The following is a 19,510-nucleotide window of genomic DNA, read 5'->3' as shown; positions in this document are numbered from 1 at the left end:
CCGGTGGGACGACAGTGCGAGTGAGCACTGCCGTCCCCCTGTGGACAACTACTTGTTGATCGCGGCCTTCAGCGCCTCGACCCGGTCGGTCCGCTCCCAGGTGAAGTCCTCGCCGGTGCGGCCGAAGTGGCCGTTGCGGGCGGTCTGGGCGTAGATCGGCCGGAGCAGGTCCAGGTCGCGGATGATCGCGGCCGGACGCAGGTCGAACACCTCGCGGACCGCGTCGGCGATCTTGTCGACCGGCACGTTCTCGGTGCCGAAGGTGTCGACGTAGAAACCGACCGGCGCGGCCTTGCCGATCGCGTAGGCGACCTGGCACTCGACCCGGTCGGCCAGGCCGGCGGCGACGATGTTCTTCGCCACCCAGCGCATCGCGTAGGCTGCGGAACGGTCCACCTTCGACGGGTCCTTGCCGGAGAACGCGCCACCACCGTGCCGCGCCATCCCGCCGTAGGTGTCGATGATGATCTTGCGGCCGGTCAGCCCGGCGTCACCCATCGGGCCACCGACCTCGAACCGGCCGGTCGGGTTCACCAGCAGCTTGTAGCCGGCCGAGTCGATGTCGAACTGCTCGAGCACCGGGTCGACCACATGCTTCTTGATGTCCGGCGTCAGCATCGAGTCCAGGCTGATGTCGGCCGCGTGCTGGCTGGACACCACCACGGTGTCGATCCGGACCGCCTTGTCACCGTCGTACTCGACCGTGACCTGGGTCTTGCCGTCCGGCCGCAGGTACGCCAGTGTGCCGTCCTTGCGAGCCTCGGACAGCCGCTCGGACAGCCGGTGCGCGATGGTGATCGGCAGCGGCATCAACTCGGGCGTCTCGTTCGACGCGTAGCCGAACATCAGGCCCTGGTCGCCTGCCCCCTGCAGGTCCAGCTCGTCGCTCGACGCGTCCGAACGCTTCTCGTACGCCGTGTCCACGCCCTGGGCGATGTCCGGCGACTGGCTGCCGATGGCGACCTGCACCCCACAGGACGCACCGTCGAAGCCTTTCAGCGACGAGTCGTAGCCGATCTCGAGGATGCGTGCCCGCACGATCCCCGGGATGTCGACGTACGCCGTCGTGGTGACCTCACCCGCGACGACGACCAGCCCGGTGGTGATCAAGGTCTCCACCGCGACCCGGCTGCGCGGGTCCTCGGCCAGCAGGGCATCGAGAATGGAGTCGCTGATCTGGTCAGCGATCTTGTCCGGGTGACCTTCGGTCACGGACTCGGACGTGAAAAGGCGCCTCGCCACAGTTCTCCCTCGGATTCCTCTTGTGCCACGCGGCTGTCTGCGGCAGCCGTGCGATCCCCCCATGCACCGGCGGTTGGCGATGCATCTTGGGAAGTATGCCAGCAGTTTCCGCCCGCGTCCCGGTGACGCTCCGAATTCATCCACCATACGGGACTCGGCGCCATATCGTGGACACCGGGTCGGGTTTCAGGCGTGCGGGCCAACCGCTACGTCGCCCACGGTGAGCGACGGTGTGCAGGCCAGGATCGCAGCCGACCGGTCCACCTCGGTCTCCAGCTGCCGGCGCCGGGTGCGGTTGAGGGAGGTGAGCACCTCGACGGTCACCTGCAGCGTCCGACCGGCCTTCTTGTGGTGCCAGACGCCCGCGACGATGCCGTCGATCAGCACCAGCGGGTAGTTGCCGGCCTGGCCGCGCGCGAGAGCTCTCGTGAATGCCTTGCCCGGGAACAGCAGTTCTCTGGGGTAACTGCCGACGCCGTACGCATCGAAGTACGGCAACAGCCTGACGCCTCGCGGGGGCTCGTCGTCGAAGTGACCGTCGCCGGGTGCGTGCCAGGCGGGCTGGCCGTCGAGCTCGACCTGCGGGAGGCCGGCGAAGTACGGCTTCACGAAGGTCGGCGTGGTGTTGAGCCAGCGGGCGAACTGCTGCGGCGTCGCGGGGCCGTACGAGTGCAGGTAGCGGTGGAGAAGCTCGGTGAGCGCTGCGTCGCCGTTCATCGGCTCGAAGGGCTGGAAGCGGTGCGGATTCGTGTACGTCGTCTTGCGGCCGCGGTTGGGTCCGTAGCAGAGGAAGCCGGCGTTGGCCGCGGCCGAGATCGCCTGCCGCCACCGTGGCCAGTAGCCCTGGAACGCCGGCATCACCAGGTCGCCAGCCCAGGGCCTAGTACGCCGTACGACCTCGTCGGAGAGTTCGTCGACGGTCAGGTCGTCGTGAACGAGCGCTTGACCGACGGCGACGATGACCTCGGCGGTCTGCTCCGGAGTCATCCGCATGAAGGGCGGCGCGAGCGAGGTCGGCAGAGCGGAGAGTGCCCCCGTCCACATCGGCAGATCGTCGAGCGGCAGCAGATGCACGGTCCCGCGCGGCCCGAACGTCTTCACAAGTCCGTCGGCCTGCTGCACCGTCTCCCGCGTGGCGTCCGCGAGCCGGAGAGCCACCGACATCTCCCCCGCCGACAACACCTGCGCATGCGCCCCACACATGGCCCGTACGACGTCGACCGCAGTGGCACCGGGGTCGGTCAGGTGGTGTCGCTCCATCCGCCGAGCAACGACGCCCTGCCAGCTGATCTCCATACCCCGACGTTAACCGCCGAAGAGGACAGAACCTGGCCTCTACTTCCAGCGCGCGGCGGCCAAGTCCAGATCACCCTCATTTCACTACTTCTGGTTTTCTTCACTTCCAGTGCGCGGCGACCAGGTTCCAGATCACACCCATTTCACAACTTCTGGTTTTCTTCACTTCCAGTGCGCGGCGACCAGGTTCCAGATCACTCCCGCCAGTGCGTCCTTGCTGCCCGAAGGGACCGGGAGAGCGCCGCCGTCGCGGTCGAGGATGACGGCCTCGTTGGTGTCGCTGCCGAAGACCTTGCCGCCGGACACGTCGTTCACGACCAGCAGGTCGCAGCCCTTGCGCTCGAGCTTGGCTCGACCGAGCTCGAGCACCGAATGCTCCGCGTCGCCGGTCTCGGCGCCGAAGCCGACGATCACCTGATCGGCCCGGCCGCGGTCGTGCGAGATGGTCTGCAGGATGTCCGGATTCTGCACCAGGCTGACCGCGGGGACGGAGCCGTCCGCGGTCTTCTTGATCTTGTGCTCCGCGACGTCGGCCGGGCGGAAGTCGGCCGGTGCCGCCGCCATCACGATCGCGTCCGCATCGGCAGCGCGGCTGGTGATTTCGTCGTACAGATCCCGCGTGCTCGTCACCGGGACGAGCTGTACCCCGGCCGGATCGGGCAGCTCGGAGTTCGCCGCGACCAGAGTGACCTTGGCGCCGCGTGCGGCGGCGATGCGGGCCAGGGCGTAGCCCTGCTTGCCGGACGAGGAGTTGCCGAGGTAGCGGACCGGGTCGAGGTGTTCGCGGGTCCCGCCGGCGCTGACCAGGACGTGCTTGCCGGTGAGGTCGGCGACCTCATGACCGGCCGCGCGGGAGGCCTCGTCGGCGAGCATCAGCTGGCTGATCGCGAAGATCTCCGACGGCTCGGGCAACCGGCCGCGGCCGGTGTCCGTGCCGGTGAGCCGGCCGACGGCAGGGTCGAGCACCGTGATGCCGCGGGACCGCAGCGTCGCGACGTTCGCCTGGGTAGCCGGGTGCTCCCACATCTCGGTGTGCATCGCGGCCGCGAACAGGATCGGGCAGCGCGCGGTCAGCAGCGTGTTGGTGAGCAGGTCGTCGGCCAGGCCGTGCGCGGCCTTGGCGATCAGGTTGGCCGTTGCCGGAGCGACCACGACGAGCTCAGCAGCCTTGCCGATCCGGACGTGCGGGACCTCATGCACGTTGTCGAACGGATCGGCCGTCACCGGCTGACCGGACAGCGCGGCCCAGGTCGCCGCGCCGACGAACTCCAGCGCACCCGCGGTCGGAACCACCCGCACACTGTGCCCGGACTCGGTCAGCCGTCGCAGCAGGTCACAGACCTTGTACGCCGCGATACCGCCGCCGACCCCGAGCACCACGTTCGGCCGGCCCGTGCCGGCGGACCCGGTCGCCATCGCCGGAGAACTACTCGGACTTCTCCGCGGCGGCGGCTTCCGCCTCGGCCTCGGGGTCGATGTCGGTGCAGGTCAGCACGCCGTCGTTGATCTCGCGCATGGCGATCGAGAGCGGCTTCTCCTGTACGTGGGTCTCGACCAGCGGCCCGACGTACTCGAGCAGGCCTTCGCCTAGCTGCGAGTAGTAGGCGTTGATCTGCCGCGCCCGCTTGGCCGAGTACAGCACCAGCTTGTACTTGGAGTCGGTGCGGGTGAGCAGGTCGTCGATCGGCGGGGACGTGATGCCGATGGCGACGGGCTGGTTGCCAGACAAGGTCAGCTCTTTCCAGAGATGGAGGGTGATCGAATCAACTTTACCAACTGATCAGCGGCTTCCCGAACCGACGCGTTCACGATCGTCGCGTCGAACTCCTTCTCGGCGGCCAGCTCGACCGTCGCGGTCTCGAGCCGGCGCTCCCGCTCCTGCGCAGTCTCGGTGCCGCGGAAGACCAGGCGCCGGACCAACTCGTCCCAGCTCGGCGGTGCCAGGAAGACGAACTGTGCCTCCGGCATCGTCTCGCGGACCTGGCGGGCACCCTGCAGGTCGATCTCGAGCAGGGCCGGCCGGCCCTCGGCCAGTTTGTCGAGCACCGGCTGCTTCGGGGTGCCGTAGCGGGCCGCCTTGTGCACCACCGCCCACTCCAGCAACTCACCGTCGGCGATCATCCGGTCGAACTCGGCGTCGGACACGAACAGGTAGTGCACGCCGTGCACCTCGTTCGGCCGGGGCTTGCGGGTCGTGGCCGACACGGAGATCCAGATGTCGGGGTAGCGTTCCCGGACGTCGGCGGCCACCGTGCCCTTCCCGACCGCGGTCGGCCCGGCGAGCACCGTCAGCACGGCTCCCCCACTCGTCGACTTGCCGGTCCGGCCGGAACCGGCCGGGTTGTCAGTCTGGTTCCTCGGGTGCGTGGTCATCGTCACACCAGTGTCCAACGAGCCGGGGAGAACTTCGGTTCGGCTCACTCGGCGAATTCGCGCTCGAGCGCGGCGATCTGGTTCGAGCCGAGGCCGCGCACCCGCCGCGTCTCCGAGATCCCCGCCCGCTCCATGATCTGCTGGGCGCGGACCTTGCCCACGCCGGGGATGCACTGCAGCAGCGCGCTCACCCGCATCTTGCCGATCACGTCGTTCTTCTGCCCCTCGTGGAGCACCTCCGTCGGAGACGCTCCCGAATGCCGGATCCGGTTCTTGATCTCGGCTCGCTCACGCCGCGCCGCCGCGGCCTTGTCCAGAGCCGCCGCTCGCTGCTCCGGGGTCAAAGAAGGAAGTGGCACCGTTTCACCTGTCCCGTTGTGTGGCTTCGCAAGGGAACCTAACACGGCTACAGGCGCCTCCAGCGCTCAATCGGCCATGTTCAGGCCCGCTGCGGGCGGAGTCGGCGGCCAGGCGGCGGATTGGATCGATCAGACGGTCAGTTCAGGGCCGGAACGTCGACCTTGCAGGAGTCCTTCGCGTGCGTGCTGATCGCCTTGTACGCCGTCATCACGGTGCCGGTCTCCTTGCTCAGGCGAGCCAGTTCGACCCGGTCCGAGCCCGCCTTCTGGGCCTTCTCGGCGAAGCCGACCACGACGCCCCAGTCGTCCTTCACGTCCGCGGGGGCGGAATCGCGCAACTTCTTGGCGTCCTCGAGGATCTTCACGTAGTCGGCCGGCTTCTGCGGGTCGACGTTCACCGCGTTGGCGGCGTACCCGGCGAGATCGACGCAGTAGGCCTGCTCCTCGGTGCAGGCGGTCAGCGTGGCGGTACCGGCGATGACGGTGGCGGCCAGGGCGAGGGTGCGCTTCATGCCAGCCGAGGCTACCGGCGGTGACCAAATCATCAGAAACGAATACTTTCCGCAGCCAGACCAGGACGGCGGGGACGGCCGCCGTCCTGGCGGGTCAGCCGTCGATGGTGACCTTGCAGGTGTCCTTGGCCTGCTTGGCGATGGCGGCGCCGGCCGACGCGACCTTCTCGCCGTCGTTCTTGCCCAGCTCGGCCAGCTTGGTCATGTCGCCGTTCGCCTCTTTGGCCTTCTCGGCGTAGTCGAGCACGACCTTCCAGTCGTCCTTCAGGTCGTCCGGCGCCGACTTGGACACCTTCTTCGCCTCGTCGAGCATCTTGCCGACCGCCTCGGAGTCCTTGATGTCGAGGTGCTTGGCCGCCTCGGCGTAGTTCTGGAGCTCGCTGCAGTAATCGCCACCCGAGCACGCCGTCAGCGTGCCGATGCCCAGGGTCAGTACCGCCGCGAGGGCCGCCACCTTACGCAAATTGCGTTCCTTACTCTGCTGCGAGGAGACCGTCACTCCCCGTCAGCGGACAGCTTTCCGGACCGTGGGGTCACAGCTCCGACAGAGATCGCGACGGCGTTGGCGGTCACGATCACCGCGATCGCGATCCAGTCGATCGGACCGAGGTGCTGATCGAGGACCACCAGTCCGACCAGGGCGGCCAGCACCGGGTTCACGCTCATGAAGACGCCGAAGAACTGCGCCGGCACCCGGCGCAGCGTCAGCAGGTCCACCAGGAACGGCACCGCCGACGACAGCACTCCGGCGACCAGCGCGTACGACACCGCCGCAACCGTCGGTGGGTGCTGCCAGAGCACGAGCACACCGATCGGGACGTACACCAGAGCGGACACCCCCGCCGCCGCGGCCGATCCGGTCACACCCGGCAACTCACGCCCGACGATCCCGTTCAGCAGGATGTAGCAGGCCCAGCAGACCGCCGCCAGCAACCCGAGGGCGATGCCGAGGTAGTCCGACGTCGCCTGCGGCCGGGTAAGCAGCAGGACCGCGGGTGCGGCAGTCAACGCGCACAACAGATCGACCATCCGCCGCGACCCGAGCAACGCCACCGCCAACGGGCCGAGGAACTCCAGCGTCACCGCCAGCCCGAGGCCGATCCGGTCGATCGCCGTGTAGAGCGACAGGTTCATCACCGCGAACACGGCGGCCAGCGCCAGCACCGCCCGCCACTGCCGCTTGGTGATGGTCCACAGCTTCGGCCGACCGACCGCCAGCAACACAGCCCCAGCCATCCACTGCCGGACAGCCACCACGCTGACCGGCCCGATGACCGGAAAGGCGAGCGCGGCGACAGACGCACCTACCTGAGTCGACAGCCCGCTCCCGAGCATCATCGCTACCCCACCCAGCCGACCTCTCTGCATGCTCAGAGGTTCCGTGCCGCCGCGTCTTCGGCAAAATGCATCAACGCAGCGATCTATACGCTGTGGTTATGGATCTCGAGCTCCGGCATCTGCGCTGCCTGGTCGCGGTGGTGGACACCGGGACGTTCACGGACGCGGCGATCGAGCTGCGGGTCTCGCAGGCCGCGGTGTCGCGGAACCTGCTCGCGCTGGAGGGCCGGTTGGGAGTTCGGTTGCTGCACCGGACCAGCCGATCGGTGACGCCGACAACCGCAGGTGTGCAGGTCCTCGCGCGAGCTCGCCAGATCCTCAACGACGTCGACGAGTTGGTGGCCGAGGCGACGACCGGGCATACGCGGTTGCGGATCGGGCATGCGTGGTCGGCGATGGGACGTCATACGGCCGAGTTCCAGCGGCGATGGGCGGCTGAGCATCCGGAGATCGAGCTGCAGTTGATCCGGACCAACACATCGACCGGCGGCCTCGCGGAAGGACTGTGCGATCTCGCGGTCGTCCGCACGCACATCGACCTGCGCCGGTTCGCGCACGCCACAGTCGCCCAGGAACGCCGGTACTGCGCGCTGCCCGCCGACGACCCGCTTGCCCGCAAACGCACCGTCACGCTCGACCAACTCCGCGACCGCGTCCTGGTGATCGACCGAAGGACCGGCAGTACGACGGCCGACCTCTGGCCCGAGGAAGCGCGCCCACGGATCGAATACACCCAGGACGTCGACGACTGGTTGTCCGCCATCGCGTCCGGCCGCTGTGTCGGTGTCACTCCGCAGGCGACGACAACGCAGTACCGCCGGGATGGCGTCGTCTACCGCCCGCTTCGCGACGCACCGCCAGTCGATGTCCACTTGATCTGGCACCGTCAGGACCCGCACCCCGCGACCCAGGCGGCTGTCGACCTCCTGTCCGGCCTGTATCAAGAGTCCACGAGCTCGACCAACTGACGGCGGTCGTTCACGCCCCAAAACACGTTGCGAACCCGCTCGATGCGACCCACCGGCCAGCGCTCGGCGATCCGCTTCACCTCCGGGTCCTCGATCCCCGCTGCGAGCGCGCCCGGGAAGTCACCCCAGACCACCTTGAACGGCCGGCCACACATCTGCTCGACCCCGAGCTCGACAGGCGGCGTGATCTCCAGCCGGTTGTGGAGTTCACAGATCGGCCGGTACGCCGCCATCAGCGCGGCCTCTCGCTCCTGCCACGTCCCGGCCCGCAGCACGTCGCGGAGCAGCGGTCCGACCGTCGGACCACAGGACAGCCGGCTGAACGCCGTACCGAACCACTTCCGGTACGGCGCGTACTGCCGCTCCAGCAGGAAACACAACTGCATCAGGTCGCGGACGAGTTGCGCACCGATCAGAGCCGATCCGAGCTCGTCCCCGGCATATCCGGCCCGGCCGACCAGATTCATCTCCGGGTGCACGCACCACCAGGCCGCGATCATCAAATAGCGCCAGACGTCCGGTGGATAGTAATTCAACCGGTCCCGCACGGCCTGCAACCCGATCTCGTCGTGAAAGACCGCACCGGCCGTGTGCTGCCGCAGGATCGGCTCCGGGAACGTCAGCCAATCCCGGGCCACGAGTTCCTGATCCGGATCGAATCCCACCTGCTTCTGGAAGTACGACCGGAGCGTGTGCACCTCGACGATCGCGGGCCGCCCCTCGAACCTGTCCGGCACATCCGGCTCCAGCGTGACGCCCTCCCGTACGAAGAGCAGCGCCCGCGGCTCCCAGTTGTGGTCGCCCGACATCTCGTCGTCGAACCCGAGCACCTCCGAGCCGCGACCCATCAGCCCCGCACTGTGCGGTACGCCGACAACCGGCCGGACCTTCTCCTGATAGAAACGCCGACTCAATTCCACCCCAGAAATGAACATACCGGAAAGATCGCATGCCGACGCGGTGGAATTCAAGAAAAAACACCAAATGACGCGAAATTCATCGCGCCATTTGGTAAATCAAATTCTACCGGAACAGACCGGCCTTTGTCAGTAACCCAGCACGGTCCGGAACGCGTCGTTGGCGCGGTCGGCCGCGTCCTGCAACGCACCGATGCCCGGACCGGCACCGAGGATCTCGCGCGAACTGGACGGTACGACGTTGCGCACCGCCGACCCGAAGACCGCCGCCAGGCCCTCGGCCGTGCCGCCCTGCGCACCAAGCCCCGGCGCCAGCAGCGGACCGTTGATGTCGAGGACCTCCTCGGTCGGCTTGATGGTCGCACCAACGACCGCACCGAACGACCCCAGCCCGTCAGCGTCGGCGTTGAGCGATCGCAGCCCGTCCAGCACGGCGCCCGCCACCGTCGGACCGTCGGCAGTGCGAGCCGACTGGAACTGCGGTCCCTCCGGGTTCGACGTCAACGCGAGCACGAACAGACCAGCGCCGGACTCCCGCGCCACATCGATGGCCGGCTGCAGCGACCCGAACCCGAGGTACGGGCTGACCGTCAGCGCGTCGCACGCGAGCGGCGCCTTCTCCGCCAGGTACGCGGCCGCGTACCCGTCCATCGTCGAGCCGATGTCACCGCGCTTCGCGTCGATGATCACCAGCGCGCCGGCCTCCCGCAGCCGGATCGTCGCTTCCTGGAGTACGGCGATCCCCTCCGACCCGAACCGCTCGAAGAACGCCGACTGCGGCTTGAACACCGCGACGCGGTCCGCCAGCGCATTCACCACGCCGTACGTGAATGTCGCGAGGCCGTGCGGGTCGTCGGGCAGATCCCAGGCGGCCAGCAGATGTGCGTGCGGGTCGATGCCCACGCACAGTGGGCCGCGGGTGTCCATGGCGGCCCGGAGCCGGGCGCCGAAGGGTAGGTTGCTCATCTCGCTCATCTCACTCCCCGATTGATCTGACGGACAAGACCGGGGCCGCGGTAGATCAGCCCGGTGTAGATCTGGACGAGACTGGCACCGGCGTCGAACAGCCGGGTCGCGTCGGCGGAGTCGAGAATGCCGCCGACCCCGATGATCGGCAACGCTCCCCCGGTCTCCGCATGGATGTGGGCGACCGTCTTGGCCGCCGTCTCGGTCAGCGGCCGCCCGGACAAGCCGCCGGTTTCGGACGCCAGCGGGTGCGACTCCACCCCGGGCCGGCCGATCGTGGTGTTGGTGGCGATGATCCCGGCGATGCCGACGTCGGTGCAGACCCGCAGCAGTTCGTCGATCGCCGACGAGGTCAGGTCCGGCGCGATCTTCACCAGGATCGGCTTCCCGTCCAGACCGCAGACGCTCAACGACGAAGCTTCAGCCCGCAGCGCCGTCAGCAGCTCCCGAAGGTGCCCGGCATCCTGCAGGGAGCGCAGCCCCGGCGTGTTCGGCGACGACACGTTGACCGCGAAGTAGTCGCCGTACCGGTAGAGCCGTCGCAGCGAGGTCACGTAGTCCTCGACGGCATCCTGGAGCGGGGTCACCTTCGATTTCCCGATCGAGACGCCCAGCGGATAGCCGAGCGGCCCGTACGCCGCCAGCCGGGCAGCGAGTGCCTCGGAGCCCAGGTTGTTGAACCCCATCCGGTTGATCACGGCCTCGTGCTCGACCAGCCGGAACAGCCGCGGCTTCTCGTTCCCGGGCTGCGGGTGCGCGGTGACCGTCCCGACCTCGACGAAGCCGAACCCGAGCGCCCGCCAGGCCGGCAGCGCGATCCCGTTCTTGTCCATGCCCGCGGCCAGGCCGACGGCGCCCGGGAAGCGGACGCCGAAGACCGTCCGCTCCGAGCCGGTCTGGATACGCGACATCACGCGGACGACACCCGGGACGCGGCCCAGCCGTCGCAGGGCGTTGAGCGTCTGCTCGTGCGCGACCTCGGCGTCGCCCTTCCCCAGGCGGTACAGGACCGGCCGGACGACGCGGCCATACGCCGACCGCCTAGACACCGCGGATCCTCGGCACCCAGTCCTGCAGCGACCGTACGCCGATGTCGCCGGCCCGCTGCGCCTCGATCCCCTGCACCGCGGCCGCCAGCCCCTGCACCGTGGTGATGCACGGGATGTTCCGGGCCACCGCGGCGCTGCGGATCTCGTAGCCGTCCAGGCGGGGCGAACCGCCCTGGGTGATCCCGATCGGGGTGTTGACGATCAGGTCGAGTTCGCCGTCGTGGACCATCTGGACGATGGTCGGCTCGCCGTTCGGGCCCGGTCCCTGGCTGTTCTTGCGGACCGTGATCGCCTCGACCCCGTTGCGGCGCAGTACGTCGGCCGTCCCGTCGGTCGCGTAGATCTCGAAGCCGAGATCGGCCAGCCGCTTCACCGGGAAGATCATGTGCCGCTTGTCCCGGTTCGCCACCGACACGAACACCTTGCCGGCGCCGGGCAGCGGCTGCGACGCCCCCGCCTGCGACTTGGCGAACGCCGTGCCGAAGGTGTCGTCGATCCCCATCACCTCACCGGTCGAACGCATCTCCGGCCCGAGGACGGTGTCCACCGACCGGCCGTCGACGGTCCGGAACCGGTTGAACGGCATCACGGCTTCCTTCACCGCGATCGGCGTCGAGGTCGGCAGCGTCCCGCCGTCGCCCTCGGCCGGCAGCATGCCCTCGTCGCGCAGCGACGCGATCGTGGCACCGAGCATCACCCGGGCGGCCGCCTTCGCCAGCGGCGTCGCGGTCGCCTTCGAGACGAACGGCACGGTCCGGGACGCGCGCGGGTTGGCCTCCAGCACGTAGAGCACGTCGCCGGCCAGCGCGTACTGCACGTTCAGCAGCCCGCGTACGCCGACGCCGCGCGCGATCGCCTCGGTCGACTGGCGGATCTTCTCGATGTCCGCGTTCCCGAGCGTGATCGGCGGCAACGCGCAGGACGAGTCGCCGGAGTGCACCCCGGCCTCCTCGATGTGCTCCATCACGCCGCCCAGGAACAACTCGTCGCCGTCGAACAGCCCGTCCACGTCGATCTCGACCGCGTCGTCGAGGAACCGGTCGATCAGCACCGGGTGCTCCCACGACCCCGTGCCACCGCTCAGCCGTCCCAGCGCCGCGGTCAGTTCGGCCTCGCTGTAGACGATCTCCATCCCGCGGCCGCCCAGCACGTACGACGGCCGCACGAGCACCGGGAACCCGATCTCCTCGGCAACCTCACGCGCCTCGTCGGCCGACATCGCCGTACCGTGCTTCGGCGCCGGCAGGGCCGCGTCGGCGAGCACCTTGCCGAACGCGCCCCGCTCCTCGGCCAGGTGGATGGCCTCCGGCGACGTACCCACGATCGGTACGCCGGCGTCCGCGAGCCGCTGGGCCAGACCCAGTGGCGTCTGCCCGCCGAGCTGCACGATCACTCCGGCGACCGGTCCGGCCTGCATCTCGGCGTACACGATCTCGAGCACGTCCTCACAGGTGAGCGGCTCGAAGTACAGGCGGTCCGAGGTGTCGTAGTCGGTCGAGACCGTCTCCGGGTTGCAGTTGACCATCACGGTGCAGTAGCCCGCCTCGCGCAGCGCCATCGACGCGTGCACACAGGAGTAGTCGAACTCGATCCCCTGCCCGATCCGGTTCGGCCCCGATCCGAGGATCAGCACCGCCGGCTCGGTCCGCGGCGCCACCTCGGTCTCCTCGTCGTACGACGAGTAGTGGTACGGCGTCTCGGCCTTGAACTCGGCCGCACAGGTGTCGACCGTCTTGTAGACCGGCCGGATCCCGAGCGCCTGCCGGACCCCGCGGACGACGTCCTCGGTCAGCCCGCGGATCTCGGCGAGCTGCAGGTCGGAGAACCCGTGCCGCTTCGCCAGTCGCAGTACCTCGGGCGTGAGCCGCGGCGCGGCCGCGGTCTGCAGGGCGATCTCGTGGATCAGGTAGAGCTGGTCCACGAACCACGGGTCGATCTTCGTCGCGTCGAAGACCTGCTCCGGCGTCGCACCGGCCCGGATCGCGTCCATGATGGTCCGCAGCCGGCCGTCGTGCGGCGTCTTGATTGCCTCGAGCAACGGCTCCAGCTCGGTCGCGGGCCGGCTGGCCCAGGAGAACCGGGCCTCCGGCTTCTCCAGCGAGCGCAGCGCCTTCTGCAGCGCCTCGGTGTAGTTGCGCCCGATCGCCATCGCTTCGCCGACGCTCTTCATGTGCGTGGTCAGCGTCGCGTCCGCGGCCGGGAACTTCTCGAACGCGAACCGCGGCACCTTCACCACCACGTAGTCCAGCGTCGGCTCGAAGCTGGCCGGCGTCTGCCGGGTGATGTCGTTCGGGATCTCGTCCAGGGTGTAGCCGATCGCCACCTTGGCGGCGATCTTGGCGATCGGGAAGCCGGTCGCCTTCGACGCCAGCGCGGACGAGCGGGACACCCGCGGGTTCATCTCGATCACGATCAACCGGCCGTCGGCCGGGTTCACCGCGAACTGGATGTTGCAGCCGCCGGTGTCGACGCCGACCTCGCGGATGATGCCGATGGCGAGGTCCCGCATGACCTGGTACTCGCGGTCGGTCAGCGTCATCGCCGGTGCGACCGTGACCGAGTCGCCGGTGTGCACGCCCATCGGGTCGACGTTCTCGATCGAGCAGATGATCACGACGTTGTCGGCCTTGTCGCGCATCACCTCCAGCTCGTACTCCTTCCAGCCGAGGATCGACTCCTCGATCAGTACCTCGGTGGTCGGGCTGGCCTGCAGTCCGGCGCCCGCGATCCGGCGCAGGTCCGCCTCGTCGTACGCCATCCCGGAGCCGACGCCGCCCATCGTGAACGACGGCCGCACCACCAGCGGGTAGCCGAGCTCGGCGGCCGCACCGAACACGTCGTCCAGCGTGTGACAGATCCGCGACCGCGCGACCTCCGCGCCGAGCTTCTCGACGATCTGCTTGAACGACTGCCGGTTCTCACCACGCTGGATCGCGTCGACCGACGCCCCGATCAGCTCGACGCCGTACTTCTCCAGTACGCCGTTGTCGTGCAGGGCGATCGCCGCGTTCAGCGCGGTCTGGCCGCCAAGGGTCGCGAGCAGTGCGTTCGGGCGCTCCTTCTCGATCACCTTCTCGACGTACTCCGGCGTGATCGGCTCGACGTAGGTGGCGTCGGCGAACTCCGGGTCCGTCATGATCGTGGCCGGGTTGGAGTTGACCAGGACGACCCGGAACCCCTCCTCGCGCAGCACCCGGCAGGCCTGGGTCCCGGAGTAGTCGAACTCGCAGGCCTGACCGATCACGATCGGACCGGAGCCGATCACCAGGACCGACTCGATGTCTGTACGCCGCGGCATCAGGCCCTACCTTCCATCAGTTCGACGAAGCGATCGAACAGGTACGCCGAGTCGTGTGGACCCGCCGCCGCTTCCGGGTGGTACTGCACCGAGAAGGCCAGCACGCGACCGTCCTGCCCGGTCAGCTTCAGCCCTTCGACCACGTTGTCGTTGAGGGAGACATGGCTGACTTCAGCCGTTCCGTACTCGGTCTCGACGGTCTCCCCGATCGGCGCGTCCACCGCGAACCCGTGATTCTGCGCGGTGATCTCGACCTTGCCGGTGGCCCGGTCGAGCACCGGCTGGTTGATCCCGCGGTGCCCGTACTTGAGCTTGAACGTGCCCAGTCCGAGCGCCCGGCCGAAGACCTGGTTGCCGAAGCAGATCCCGAAGTACGGCTTCCCCCGCTGCAGCAGGGCCTTGAGCAGGTCCGTCGGGTGCTCGGTGGTCTCCGGGTCGCCCGGGCCGTTGCTCATGAAGATGCCGTCCGGGTTCACCGCCAGCACCTCCTCCAGCGTCGCGGTGGCCGGCAGCACGTGCACCTCGATGCCGCGCTCGGCCATCCGCTTCGGCGTCATCGACTTGATCCCGAGGTCGAGCGCGACCACGGTGAACCGCTTCTCGCCTTCGGCCGGGATCACGTAGGGCTCGAAGGTGGTGACCTCGGAGGCCAGGTCCGCTCCAACCATCGGCGGCTGCTGCAGAACCTTCTCCAGCAGCGCTGCCGGGTCGAGGATCTCGGTGGAGATCCCGGCCCGCATCGCGCCGCGCTCGCGCAGGTGCCGGGTCAGGGCCCGGGTGTCGATCCCGGCGATCCCGACGATGCCCTGGCCCTTGAGCTGGTCGTCGAGCGAGCGGGTGGCGCGCCAGTTCGACGGCACCCGGGCCGGGTCGCGGACGACGTACCCGGCCACCCAGATCCGCTGCGACTCGTCGTCCTCGTCGTTCACCCCGGTGTTGCCGATGTGCGGTGCGGTCTGGGTGACGATCTGGCGGTGGTACGACGGGTCGGTCAGCGTCTCCTGGTAGCCGGTCATCCCGGTGGTGAACACCGCCTCGCCGAACGTCTCGCCGGTCGCCCCGTACGACGTACCGGTGAATGCCCGGCCGTCCTCCAGGACCAGCAGTGCTGGATTATGGGCGGTCTGGCTCATCTTTGCTCGACTCCGATCAGGGTCGCGATGGTTTCGGTCAGCGGGGCAGTGTCTGCCTTGCGGCGGGGGCGGAAGCCGGTGTCGAGCTCGCGACCGTCGTGGTTCCAGGTGACCACCACCAGGCCGGACTTCTCCGCGGTCACCTTGCCGGCGATGCCACGGTCGGTCCGGACGGCCGTCAGGTGGTCCGCGGGGATGAACACATCCGCCGCGCCCTGCCGGTGGAAGATCAGGCCGGCCGCACTGACGGCGAGGTCCGCGGTACTGCGGACGCCCAGTTCGTGCACGGCGATCCGGTCCATCCAGTCGCCGGCCGAGGTGGTGGCGACGTAGACGCCCTCCACGCCTCTGGTCTTGTCGTTCTCGGGCACCGCAGGCAGCGGTGCCAGCTCGGCCTGCCGGGCCTGGCGGTTCCGCCAGCCCCGGAGCATGCCGTAGTAGGCCAACGCAAGCACCACCAGCGTGCCGAGGATGCCCAGGAAGTCCTTCACCGGGCCGGCTTTCCGTTCAGGACGGTCGGCCTACCGCGCAGGAACGTGGCCACCACCCGGCCCGGCAGGGTCATCCCCTCGAACGGCGTGTTCCGCGACAGCGACGTCGACTCCGACGGTACGACGGTCCGCTCGACCGCCGGATCGATCAGTACGACGTTGGCCGGCGCACCGGCCTCGAGCGGACGGCCGTGGTCACCGATCTGGCCGATCTCGGCCGGGCGGTAGCTCATCCGGTCGGCCACCTCGGCCCAGGTCAGCAGCTTGGTGTCGACCATCGCGTGCTGGACCACGCTCAGCGCGGTCTCCAGACCGATCATGCCGGGCGACGCCGCGCTCCACTCGCAGTCCTTGTCCTCGACCGGGTGTGGCGCGTGGTCGGTGGCGACGATGTCGATCGTCCCGTCGGCCAGGCCCTCACGAACCGCCTCGACGTCCTCCTTGGTCCGCAGCGGCGGGTTCACCTTGTAGACCGGGTTGTAGGAGGCGGCCAGATCCTCGGTCAGCAGCAGGTGGTGCGGGGTGACCTCGGCGGTCACGTCCAGCCCGCGCTGCTTCGCCGCCCGGACGATCTCCACCGAGCCCTTGGTGGACAGGTGACAGATGTGCAGCTTCGAGCCGACGTGCGCGTTGAGCAGGATGTCGCGGGCGATGATCGCCTCCTCCGCGACGCTCGGCCAGCCGGTCAGACCAAGGACGCCGGAGAGCGCTCCTTCGTTCATCTGCGCACCTTGGGTCAGCCGCGGCTCCTGCGCGTGCTGGGCGATCACGCCGCCGAACGCCTTCACGTACTCCAGCGCCCGGCGCATCAGCGCGGCGTCCCAGACGCAGTCGCCGTCATCGGAAAACACCCGCACTCGGGCCGCCGAGTCCGCCATCGCGCCGAGCTCCGCGAGCTGCGACCCCTGCCGGCCGACCGTGACCGCGCCGATCGGGACCACATCGGCGTACCCACCCTCGCGGCCGAGACGCCAGACCTGCTCGACGACACCGGCGGTGTCGGCAACCGGGTCGGTGTTGGCCATCGCGAACACCGCGGTGAACCCGCCCACCGCGGCGGCGCGGGTGCCGGTCAGGACGGTCTCCGCGTCCTCCCGGCCGGGCTCGCGCAGGTGCGTGTGCAGGTCGACCAGCCCGGGCAGCGCGATCAGACCCCTGGCGTCGATCGTCTCGACCTCCGCGGGCGTGTCGAGGTTGGTGCCGACAGCAACGATCTCGCCGTTGTCCAGCAGCAGATCCGCGACCTCACCGCCCACGATCTTGGCTCCGGTGATCAGGTACGCGGTCATGCGGTGGGCTCCTCTTGGTTGCTTCCGGACAGCAGTAGGTACAGCACGGCCATGCGGATGGCCACTCCGTTGCTGACCTGCTCGACGATGACCGAGCGGGTCGAGTCCGCGACGTCGGCGCTGATCTCCATGCCGCGGTTCATCGGGCCGGGGTGCAGCACGATCGCCTCGTCCGGCAACTGCGCCATCCGGTGCACGTCGAGCCCGTAGCGGCGGGTGTACTCGCGGGCGCTCGGGAAGAACGCGTCGTTCATCCGCTCCCGCTGCACCCGCAGCATCATCACCGCGTCGCTCTTCGGCAGCGCGGCATCCAGGTCGTACGACGTGACGCACGGCCAGCTCGTCATGTCGACGGGCAGCAGCGTCGGCGGCGCCACGACGGTGACGTCCGCACCGAGCGTGGACAGCAGCAGCACGTTGGACCGGGCGACGCGGGAGTGCAGGACGTCGCCGACGATCGTGATCCGGCGGCCCTCCAGCGAGCCGAGGTGACGGCGCATCGTGAAGGCATCGAGCAGCGCCTGGGTCGGGTGCTCGTGGGTGCCGTCACCGGCGTTGACCACCGAGCCGGTCATCCAGCCCGATGTGGCGAGCAGGTGCGGCGCGCCGGACGAGCCGTGCCGGCAGACCACTCCGTCGGCGCCCATCGCCTGCAGGGTGAGCGCGGTGTCCTTCAGGCTCTCGCCCTTGCTTACGCTGGAGCCCTTGGCGGAGAAGTTGATCACGTCCGCCGACAGCCGCTTGGCGGCCGCCTCGAACGAGATCCGGGTCCGGGTGGAGTCCTCGAAGAACAGGTTCACCACGGTCCGGCCGCGCAGCGCGGGCAGCTTCTTGATCGGGCGGTCGGCCAGCGACCGCATCTCCTCGGCGGTGTCCAGGATCAGGTTCGCCTCGTCCCGGCTCAGATCCCCCGCACTCAGCAGGTGCTTCATCATGCCTTCGCCCCCGTTCCGGTCTTGTCCGCGATCAGTACCGCGTCGGCTCCGTCGTACTCGGTGAGGTGGACGGTGACGCGCTCGACCAGGGAGGTCGGCAGGTTCTTGCCCACGTAGTCGGCGCGGATCGGCAGTTCGCGGTGGCCGCGGTCGACCAGAACGGCGAGCTGGACCGCCCGCGGCCGGCCGATGTCGCCGATCGCGTCCAGCGCGGCCCGGATGGTGCGGCCGGAGAACAGCACGTCGTCGACCAGCACCACCACCTTGCCGTCGATGCCACCGGGCGGGATGTCGGTGTGCTCCAGACCGCGGGGTGGTTTCAGCCGGATGTCATCGCGGTACATGGTCACATCGAGTGACCCTGTCGGCACGCTCTGCCCCTCGACCGCCGCGATCCGGTCGGAGACACGCCGGGCCAGACCGACGCCTCGGGTGGGGATGCCGAGCAGGACGACCGGGTCGGCACCGCGGTTGCGCTCGAGGATCTCGTGCGCGATCCGGGTCAATGCCCGGGAAATGTCGGAAGCGTCCAGGACCGTGCGGGGCGCCGGTTTCGGCGCGGCCGCGACGTCTGGGGACTCTGCGCTGTGGGCAGGGCTCATCGCTACCGTTCCTCCTTTCCCGCCTCTCTGGACGGGTCTTTAAAGGACGTTCGGACCGCTTGACATGGTATCGGATGTGACACGCCGTCTTGACGCTGGCCTCTGGCCCGGAATATTGTTACTCTGTGTAATCGAGGGGGGTTTCACCGACCGGCCCGTTCCGGCGGGCCGGACTAGACGAAACTAGTCGGAGGGAAGAACCAGCGTGCCTAGCGAATACGCGAAGACACTGGGTGGCAAGCTACGTGCCATCCGCCAGCAGCAGGGACTGTCGCTGCATGGCGTGGAAGAGAAGTCCAAGGGTCGCTGGAAGGCGGTCGTCGTCGGCTCGTACGAGCGCGGCGATCGAGCCGTCACGGTCCAGAAGCTCGCGGAGCTCGCCGATTTCTACGGCGTGCCGATCCGTGAACTGCTGCCTGGTTCCGCCAGCGCGGCCGCTGCGGCTGCCGCTCCGCCCCGGTTGATCCTCGACCTGGAGGCTCTGCAACACCTCGACGCGAGTGAGGCCGGTCCGCTGACGCGGTACGCGGCCACGATCCAGGCTCAGCGCGGGGACTACAACGGCAAGGTGCTGTCGATCCGTCAGGACGACATGCGCACGCTCGCGGTGATCTACGACGAGTCGCCGACGACTCTGACCGAGCGCTTCATCTCCTGGGGAGTTCTGAACCCGGAGGCGAAGGGCGACGTCGAGGAGTCCGAGGTAGCCGGCGCCTGAAGCGAGGCGTGAGAGACGGTCGGG

The 19,510-nt window shown here is 68.8% G+C and carries 20 protein-coding genes; 2 read left to right on the top strand and 18 right to left on the bottom strand.

Annotation, left to right across the window (positions count from 1 at the left end; translation table 11 throughout):
* Positions 1-48: 48 nt before the first annotated feature.
* The 9 genes from metK to E0H75_RS18850 form a co-directional block, all read right to left on the bottom strand.
* Positions 49-1,242 (bottom strand): methionine adenosyltransferase, encoded by a 1,194-nt coding sequence (gene metK, locus E0H75_RS18890; protein ID WP_131514896.1) that lies wholly within the window; start codon positions 1,240-1,242, stop codon positions 49-51.
* 186 nt (positions 1,243-1,428) lie between these two features.
* Positions 1,429-2,538, bottom strand: a complete 1,110-nt coding sequence (locus E0H75_RS18885) for a winged helix DNA-binding domain-containing protein (protein WP_131514895.1) — start codon at positions 2,536-2,538, stop codon at positions 1,429-1,431.
* Positions 2,539-2,700: 162 nt separating this feature from the next.
* Positions 2,701-3,954 carry a bifunctional phosphopantothenoylcysteine decarboxylase/phosphopantothenate--cysteine ligase CoaBC gene (gene coaBC, locus E0H75_RS18880; protein WP_131514894.1) on the bottom strand — a complete coding sequence of 418 codons (1,254 nt, stop codon included), beginning with the start codon at positions 3,952-3,954 and terminating at the stop codon, positions 2,701-2,703.
* A gap of 10 nt (positions 3,955-3,964) precedes the next feature.
* The gene (rpoZ, locus tag E0H75_RS18875; protein ID WP_131514893.1) at positions 3,965-4,267 is read right to left on the bottom strand and encodes a DNA-directed RNA polymerase subunit omega; all 303 of its coding nucleotides are present in this window, start codon (positions 4,265-4,267) and stop codon (positions 3,965-3,967) included.
* Between the two features lie 2 nt (positions 4,268-4,269).
* Complete coding sequence (gene gmk / locus E0H75_RS18870; protein WP_238163125.1) at positions 4,270-4,911, bottom strand: guanylate kinase; 642 nt, start codon at positions 4,909-4,911, stop codon at positions 4,270-4,272.
* Between the two features lie 44 nt (positions 4,912-4,955).
* Entirely contained in the window at positions 4,956-5,270 is a 315-nt protein-coding gene (gene mihF / locus E0H75_RS18865) for an integration host factor, actinobacterial type (RefSeq protein ID WP_131514891.1), read from the bottom strand.
* A 137-nt stretch (positions 5,271-5,407) separates the two neighbouring features.
* Positions 5,408-5,782: a hypothetical protein gene (locus tag E0H75_RS18860; RefSeq protein WP_131353643.1), complete on the bottom strand. Its 375-nt coding sequence runs from the start codon at positions 5,780-5,782 to the stop codon at positions 5,408-5,410.
* 94 nt (positions 5,783-5,876) lie between these two features.
* Entirely contained in the window at positions 5,877-6,236 is a 360-nt protein-coding gene (locus E0H75_RS18855; RefSeq protein WP_238163181.1) for a hypothetical protein, read from the bottom strand.
* Between the two features lie 41 nt (positions 6,237-6,277).
* Positions 6,278-7,150, bottom strand: a complete 873-nt coding sequence (locus tag E0H75_RS18850; RefSeq protein ID WP_202873048.1) for an EamA family transporter — start codon at positions 7,148-7,150, stop codon at positions 6,278-6,280.
* A 68-nt stretch (positions 7,151-7,218) separates the two neighbouring features.
* On the opposite strand from E0H75_RS18850, the gene E0H75_RS18845 reads away from it, so the two are divergent.
* On the top strand, positions 7,219-8,088 hold the full coding sequence (locus E0H75_RS18845; protein WP_131514889.1) for a LysR family transcriptional regulator: 870 nt from the start codon (positions 7,219-7,221) through the stop codon (positions 8,086-8,088).
* Here the strand turns inward: E0H75_RS18845 and E0H75_RS18840 are convergent.
* The 9 genes from E0H75_RS18840 to pyrR form a co-directional block, all read right to left on the bottom strand.
* Entirely contained in the window at positions 8,061-9,008 is a 948-nt protein-coding gene (locus E0H75_RS18840; protein ID WP_202873047.1) for a DUF4037 domain-containing protein, read from the bottom strand. The genes E0H75_RS18845 and E0H75_RS18840 overlap by 28 nt on opposite strands.
* 126 nt (positions 9,009-9,134) lie before the next feature.
* Positions 9,135-9,971: an orotidine-5'-phosphate decarboxylase gene (pyrF, locus tag E0H75_RS18835; RefSeq protein ID WP_131514887.1), complete on the bottom strand. Its 837-nt coding sequence runs from the start codon at positions 9,969-9,971 to the stop codon at positions 9,135-9,137.
* A gap of 5 nt (positions 9,972-9,976) precedes the next feature.
* A complete protein-coding gene (locus E0H75_RS18830; protein WP_131514886.1) occupies positions 9,977-11,020 on the bottom strand; it encodes a quinone-dependent dihydroorotate dehydrogenase in 1,044 nt (347 codons plus the stop codon).
* Complete coding sequence (gene carB, locus E0H75_RS18825) at positions 11,013-14,318, bottom strand: carbamoyl-phosphate synthase large subunit (protein WP_131514885.1); 3,306 nt, start codon at positions 14,316-14,318, stop codon at positions 11,013-11,015. Before carB ends, E0H75_RS18830 begins: the two co-directional genes overlap by 8 nt.
* Positions 14,318-15,451, bottom strand: coding sequence for a glutamine-hydrolyzing carbamoyl-phosphate synthase small subunit (carA, locus tag E0H75_RS18820; protein ID WP_131514884.1), 1,134 nt, complete (start codon positions 15,449-15,451; stop codon positions 14,318-14,320). Before carA ends, carB begins: the two co-directional genes overlap by 1 nt.
* Positions 15,448-15,942 (bottom strand): PH-like domain-containing protein, encoded by a 495-nt coding sequence (locus E0H75_RS18815; protein WP_131514883.1) that lies wholly within the window; start codon positions 15,940-15,942, stop codon positions 15,448-15,450. Before E0H75_RS18815 ends, carA begins: the two co-directional genes overlap by 4 nt.
* Positions 15,939-17,231, bottom strand: coding sequence for a dihydroorotase (locus E0H75_RS18810; protein WP_131514882.1), 1,293 nt, complete (start codon positions 17,229-17,231; stop codon positions 15,939-15,941). The genes E0H75_RS18815 and E0H75_RS18810 overlap by 4 nt, the downstream gene beginning before the upstream one ends.
* On the bottom strand, positions 17,228-18,163 hold the full coding sequence (locus E0H75_RS18805) for an aspartate carbamoyltransferase catalytic subunit (protein ID WP_202873097.1): 936 nt from the start codon (positions 18,161-18,163) through the stop codon (positions 17,228-17,230). The genes E0H75_RS18810 and E0H75_RS18805 overlap by 4 nt, the downstream gene beginning before the upstream one ends.
* A complete protein-coding gene (pyrR, locus tag E0H75_RS18800; protein WP_131514880.1) occupies positions 18,163-18,768 on the bottom strand; it encodes a bifunctional pyr operon transcriptional regulator/uracil phosphoribosyltransferase PyrR in 606 nt (201 codons plus the stop codon). The genes E0H75_RS18805 and pyrR overlap by 1 nt, the downstream gene beginning before the upstream one ends.
* 205 nt (positions 18,769-18,973) lie before the next feature.
* On the opposite strand from pyrR, the gene bldD reads away from it, so the two are divergent.
* Positions 18,974-19,486: a transcriptional regulator BldD gene (gene bldD / locus E0H75_RS18795; RefSeq protein WP_131353620.1), complete on the top strand. Its 513-nt coding sequence runs from the start codon at positions 18,974-18,976 to the stop codon at positions 19,484-19,486.
* Positions 19,487-19,510 lie beyond the last annotated feature (24 nt).

The sequence above is a fragment of the Kribbella capetownensis genome (assembly GCF_004331485.1).
Taxonomy (GTDB): Bacteria; Actinomycetota; Actinomycetes; order Propionibacteriales; family Kribbellaceae; genus Kribbella; species Kribbella capetownensis.
This window is presented reverse-complemented; position numbering and strand designations above follow the sequence as displayed.

Coding starts and splice junctions, on each gene's coding strand:
- E0H75_RS18810 (WP_131514882.1), bottom strand. CDS start 17,231: ATGACCGCGTACCTGATCACCGGAGCCAAGATCGTGGGCGGTGAGGTC.
- gmk (WP_238163125.1), bottom strand. CDS start 4,911: ATGACCACGCACCCGAGGAACCAGACTGACAACCCGGCCGGTTCCGGC.
- E0H75_RS18885 (WP_131514895.1), bottom strand. CDS start 2,538: ATGGAGATCAGCTGGCAGGGCGTCGTTGCTCGGCGGATGGAGCGACAC.
- pyrR (WP_131514880.1), bottom strand. CDS start 18,768: ATGAGCCCTGCCCACAGCGCAGAGTCCCCAGACGTCGCGGCCGCGCCG.
- coaBC (WP_131514894.1), bottom strand. CDS start 3,954: ATGGCGACCGGGTCCGCCGGCACGGGCCGGCCGAACGTGGTGCTCGGG.
- carA (WP_131514884.1), bottom strand. CDS start 15,451: ATGAGCCAGACCGCCCATAATCCAGCACTGCTGGTCCTGGAGGACGGC.
- E0H75_RS18850 (WP_202873048.1), bottom strand. CDS start 7,150: ATGCAGAGAGGTCGGCTGGGTGGGGTAGCGATGATGCTCGGGAGCGGG.
- pyrF (WP_131514887.1), bottom strand. CDS start 9,971: ATGAGCAACCTACCCTTCGGCGCCCGGCTCCGGGCCGCCATGGACACC.
- E0H75_RS18860 (WP_131353643.1), bottom strand. CDS start 5,782: ATGAAGCGCACCCTCGCCCTGGCCGCCACCGTCATCGCCGGTACCGCC.
- carB (WP_131514885.1), bottom strand. CDS start 14,318: ATGCCGCGGCGTACAGACATCGAGTCGGTCCTGGTGATCGGCTCCGGT.
- E0H75_RS18805 (WP_202873097.1), bottom strand. CDS start 18,163: ATGAAGCACCTGCTGAGTGCGGGGGATCTGAGCCGGGACGAGGCGAAC.
- E0H75_RS18845 (WP_131514889.1), top strand. CDS start 7,219: ATGGATCTCGAGCTCCGGCATCTGCGCTGCCTGGTCGCGGTGGTGGAC.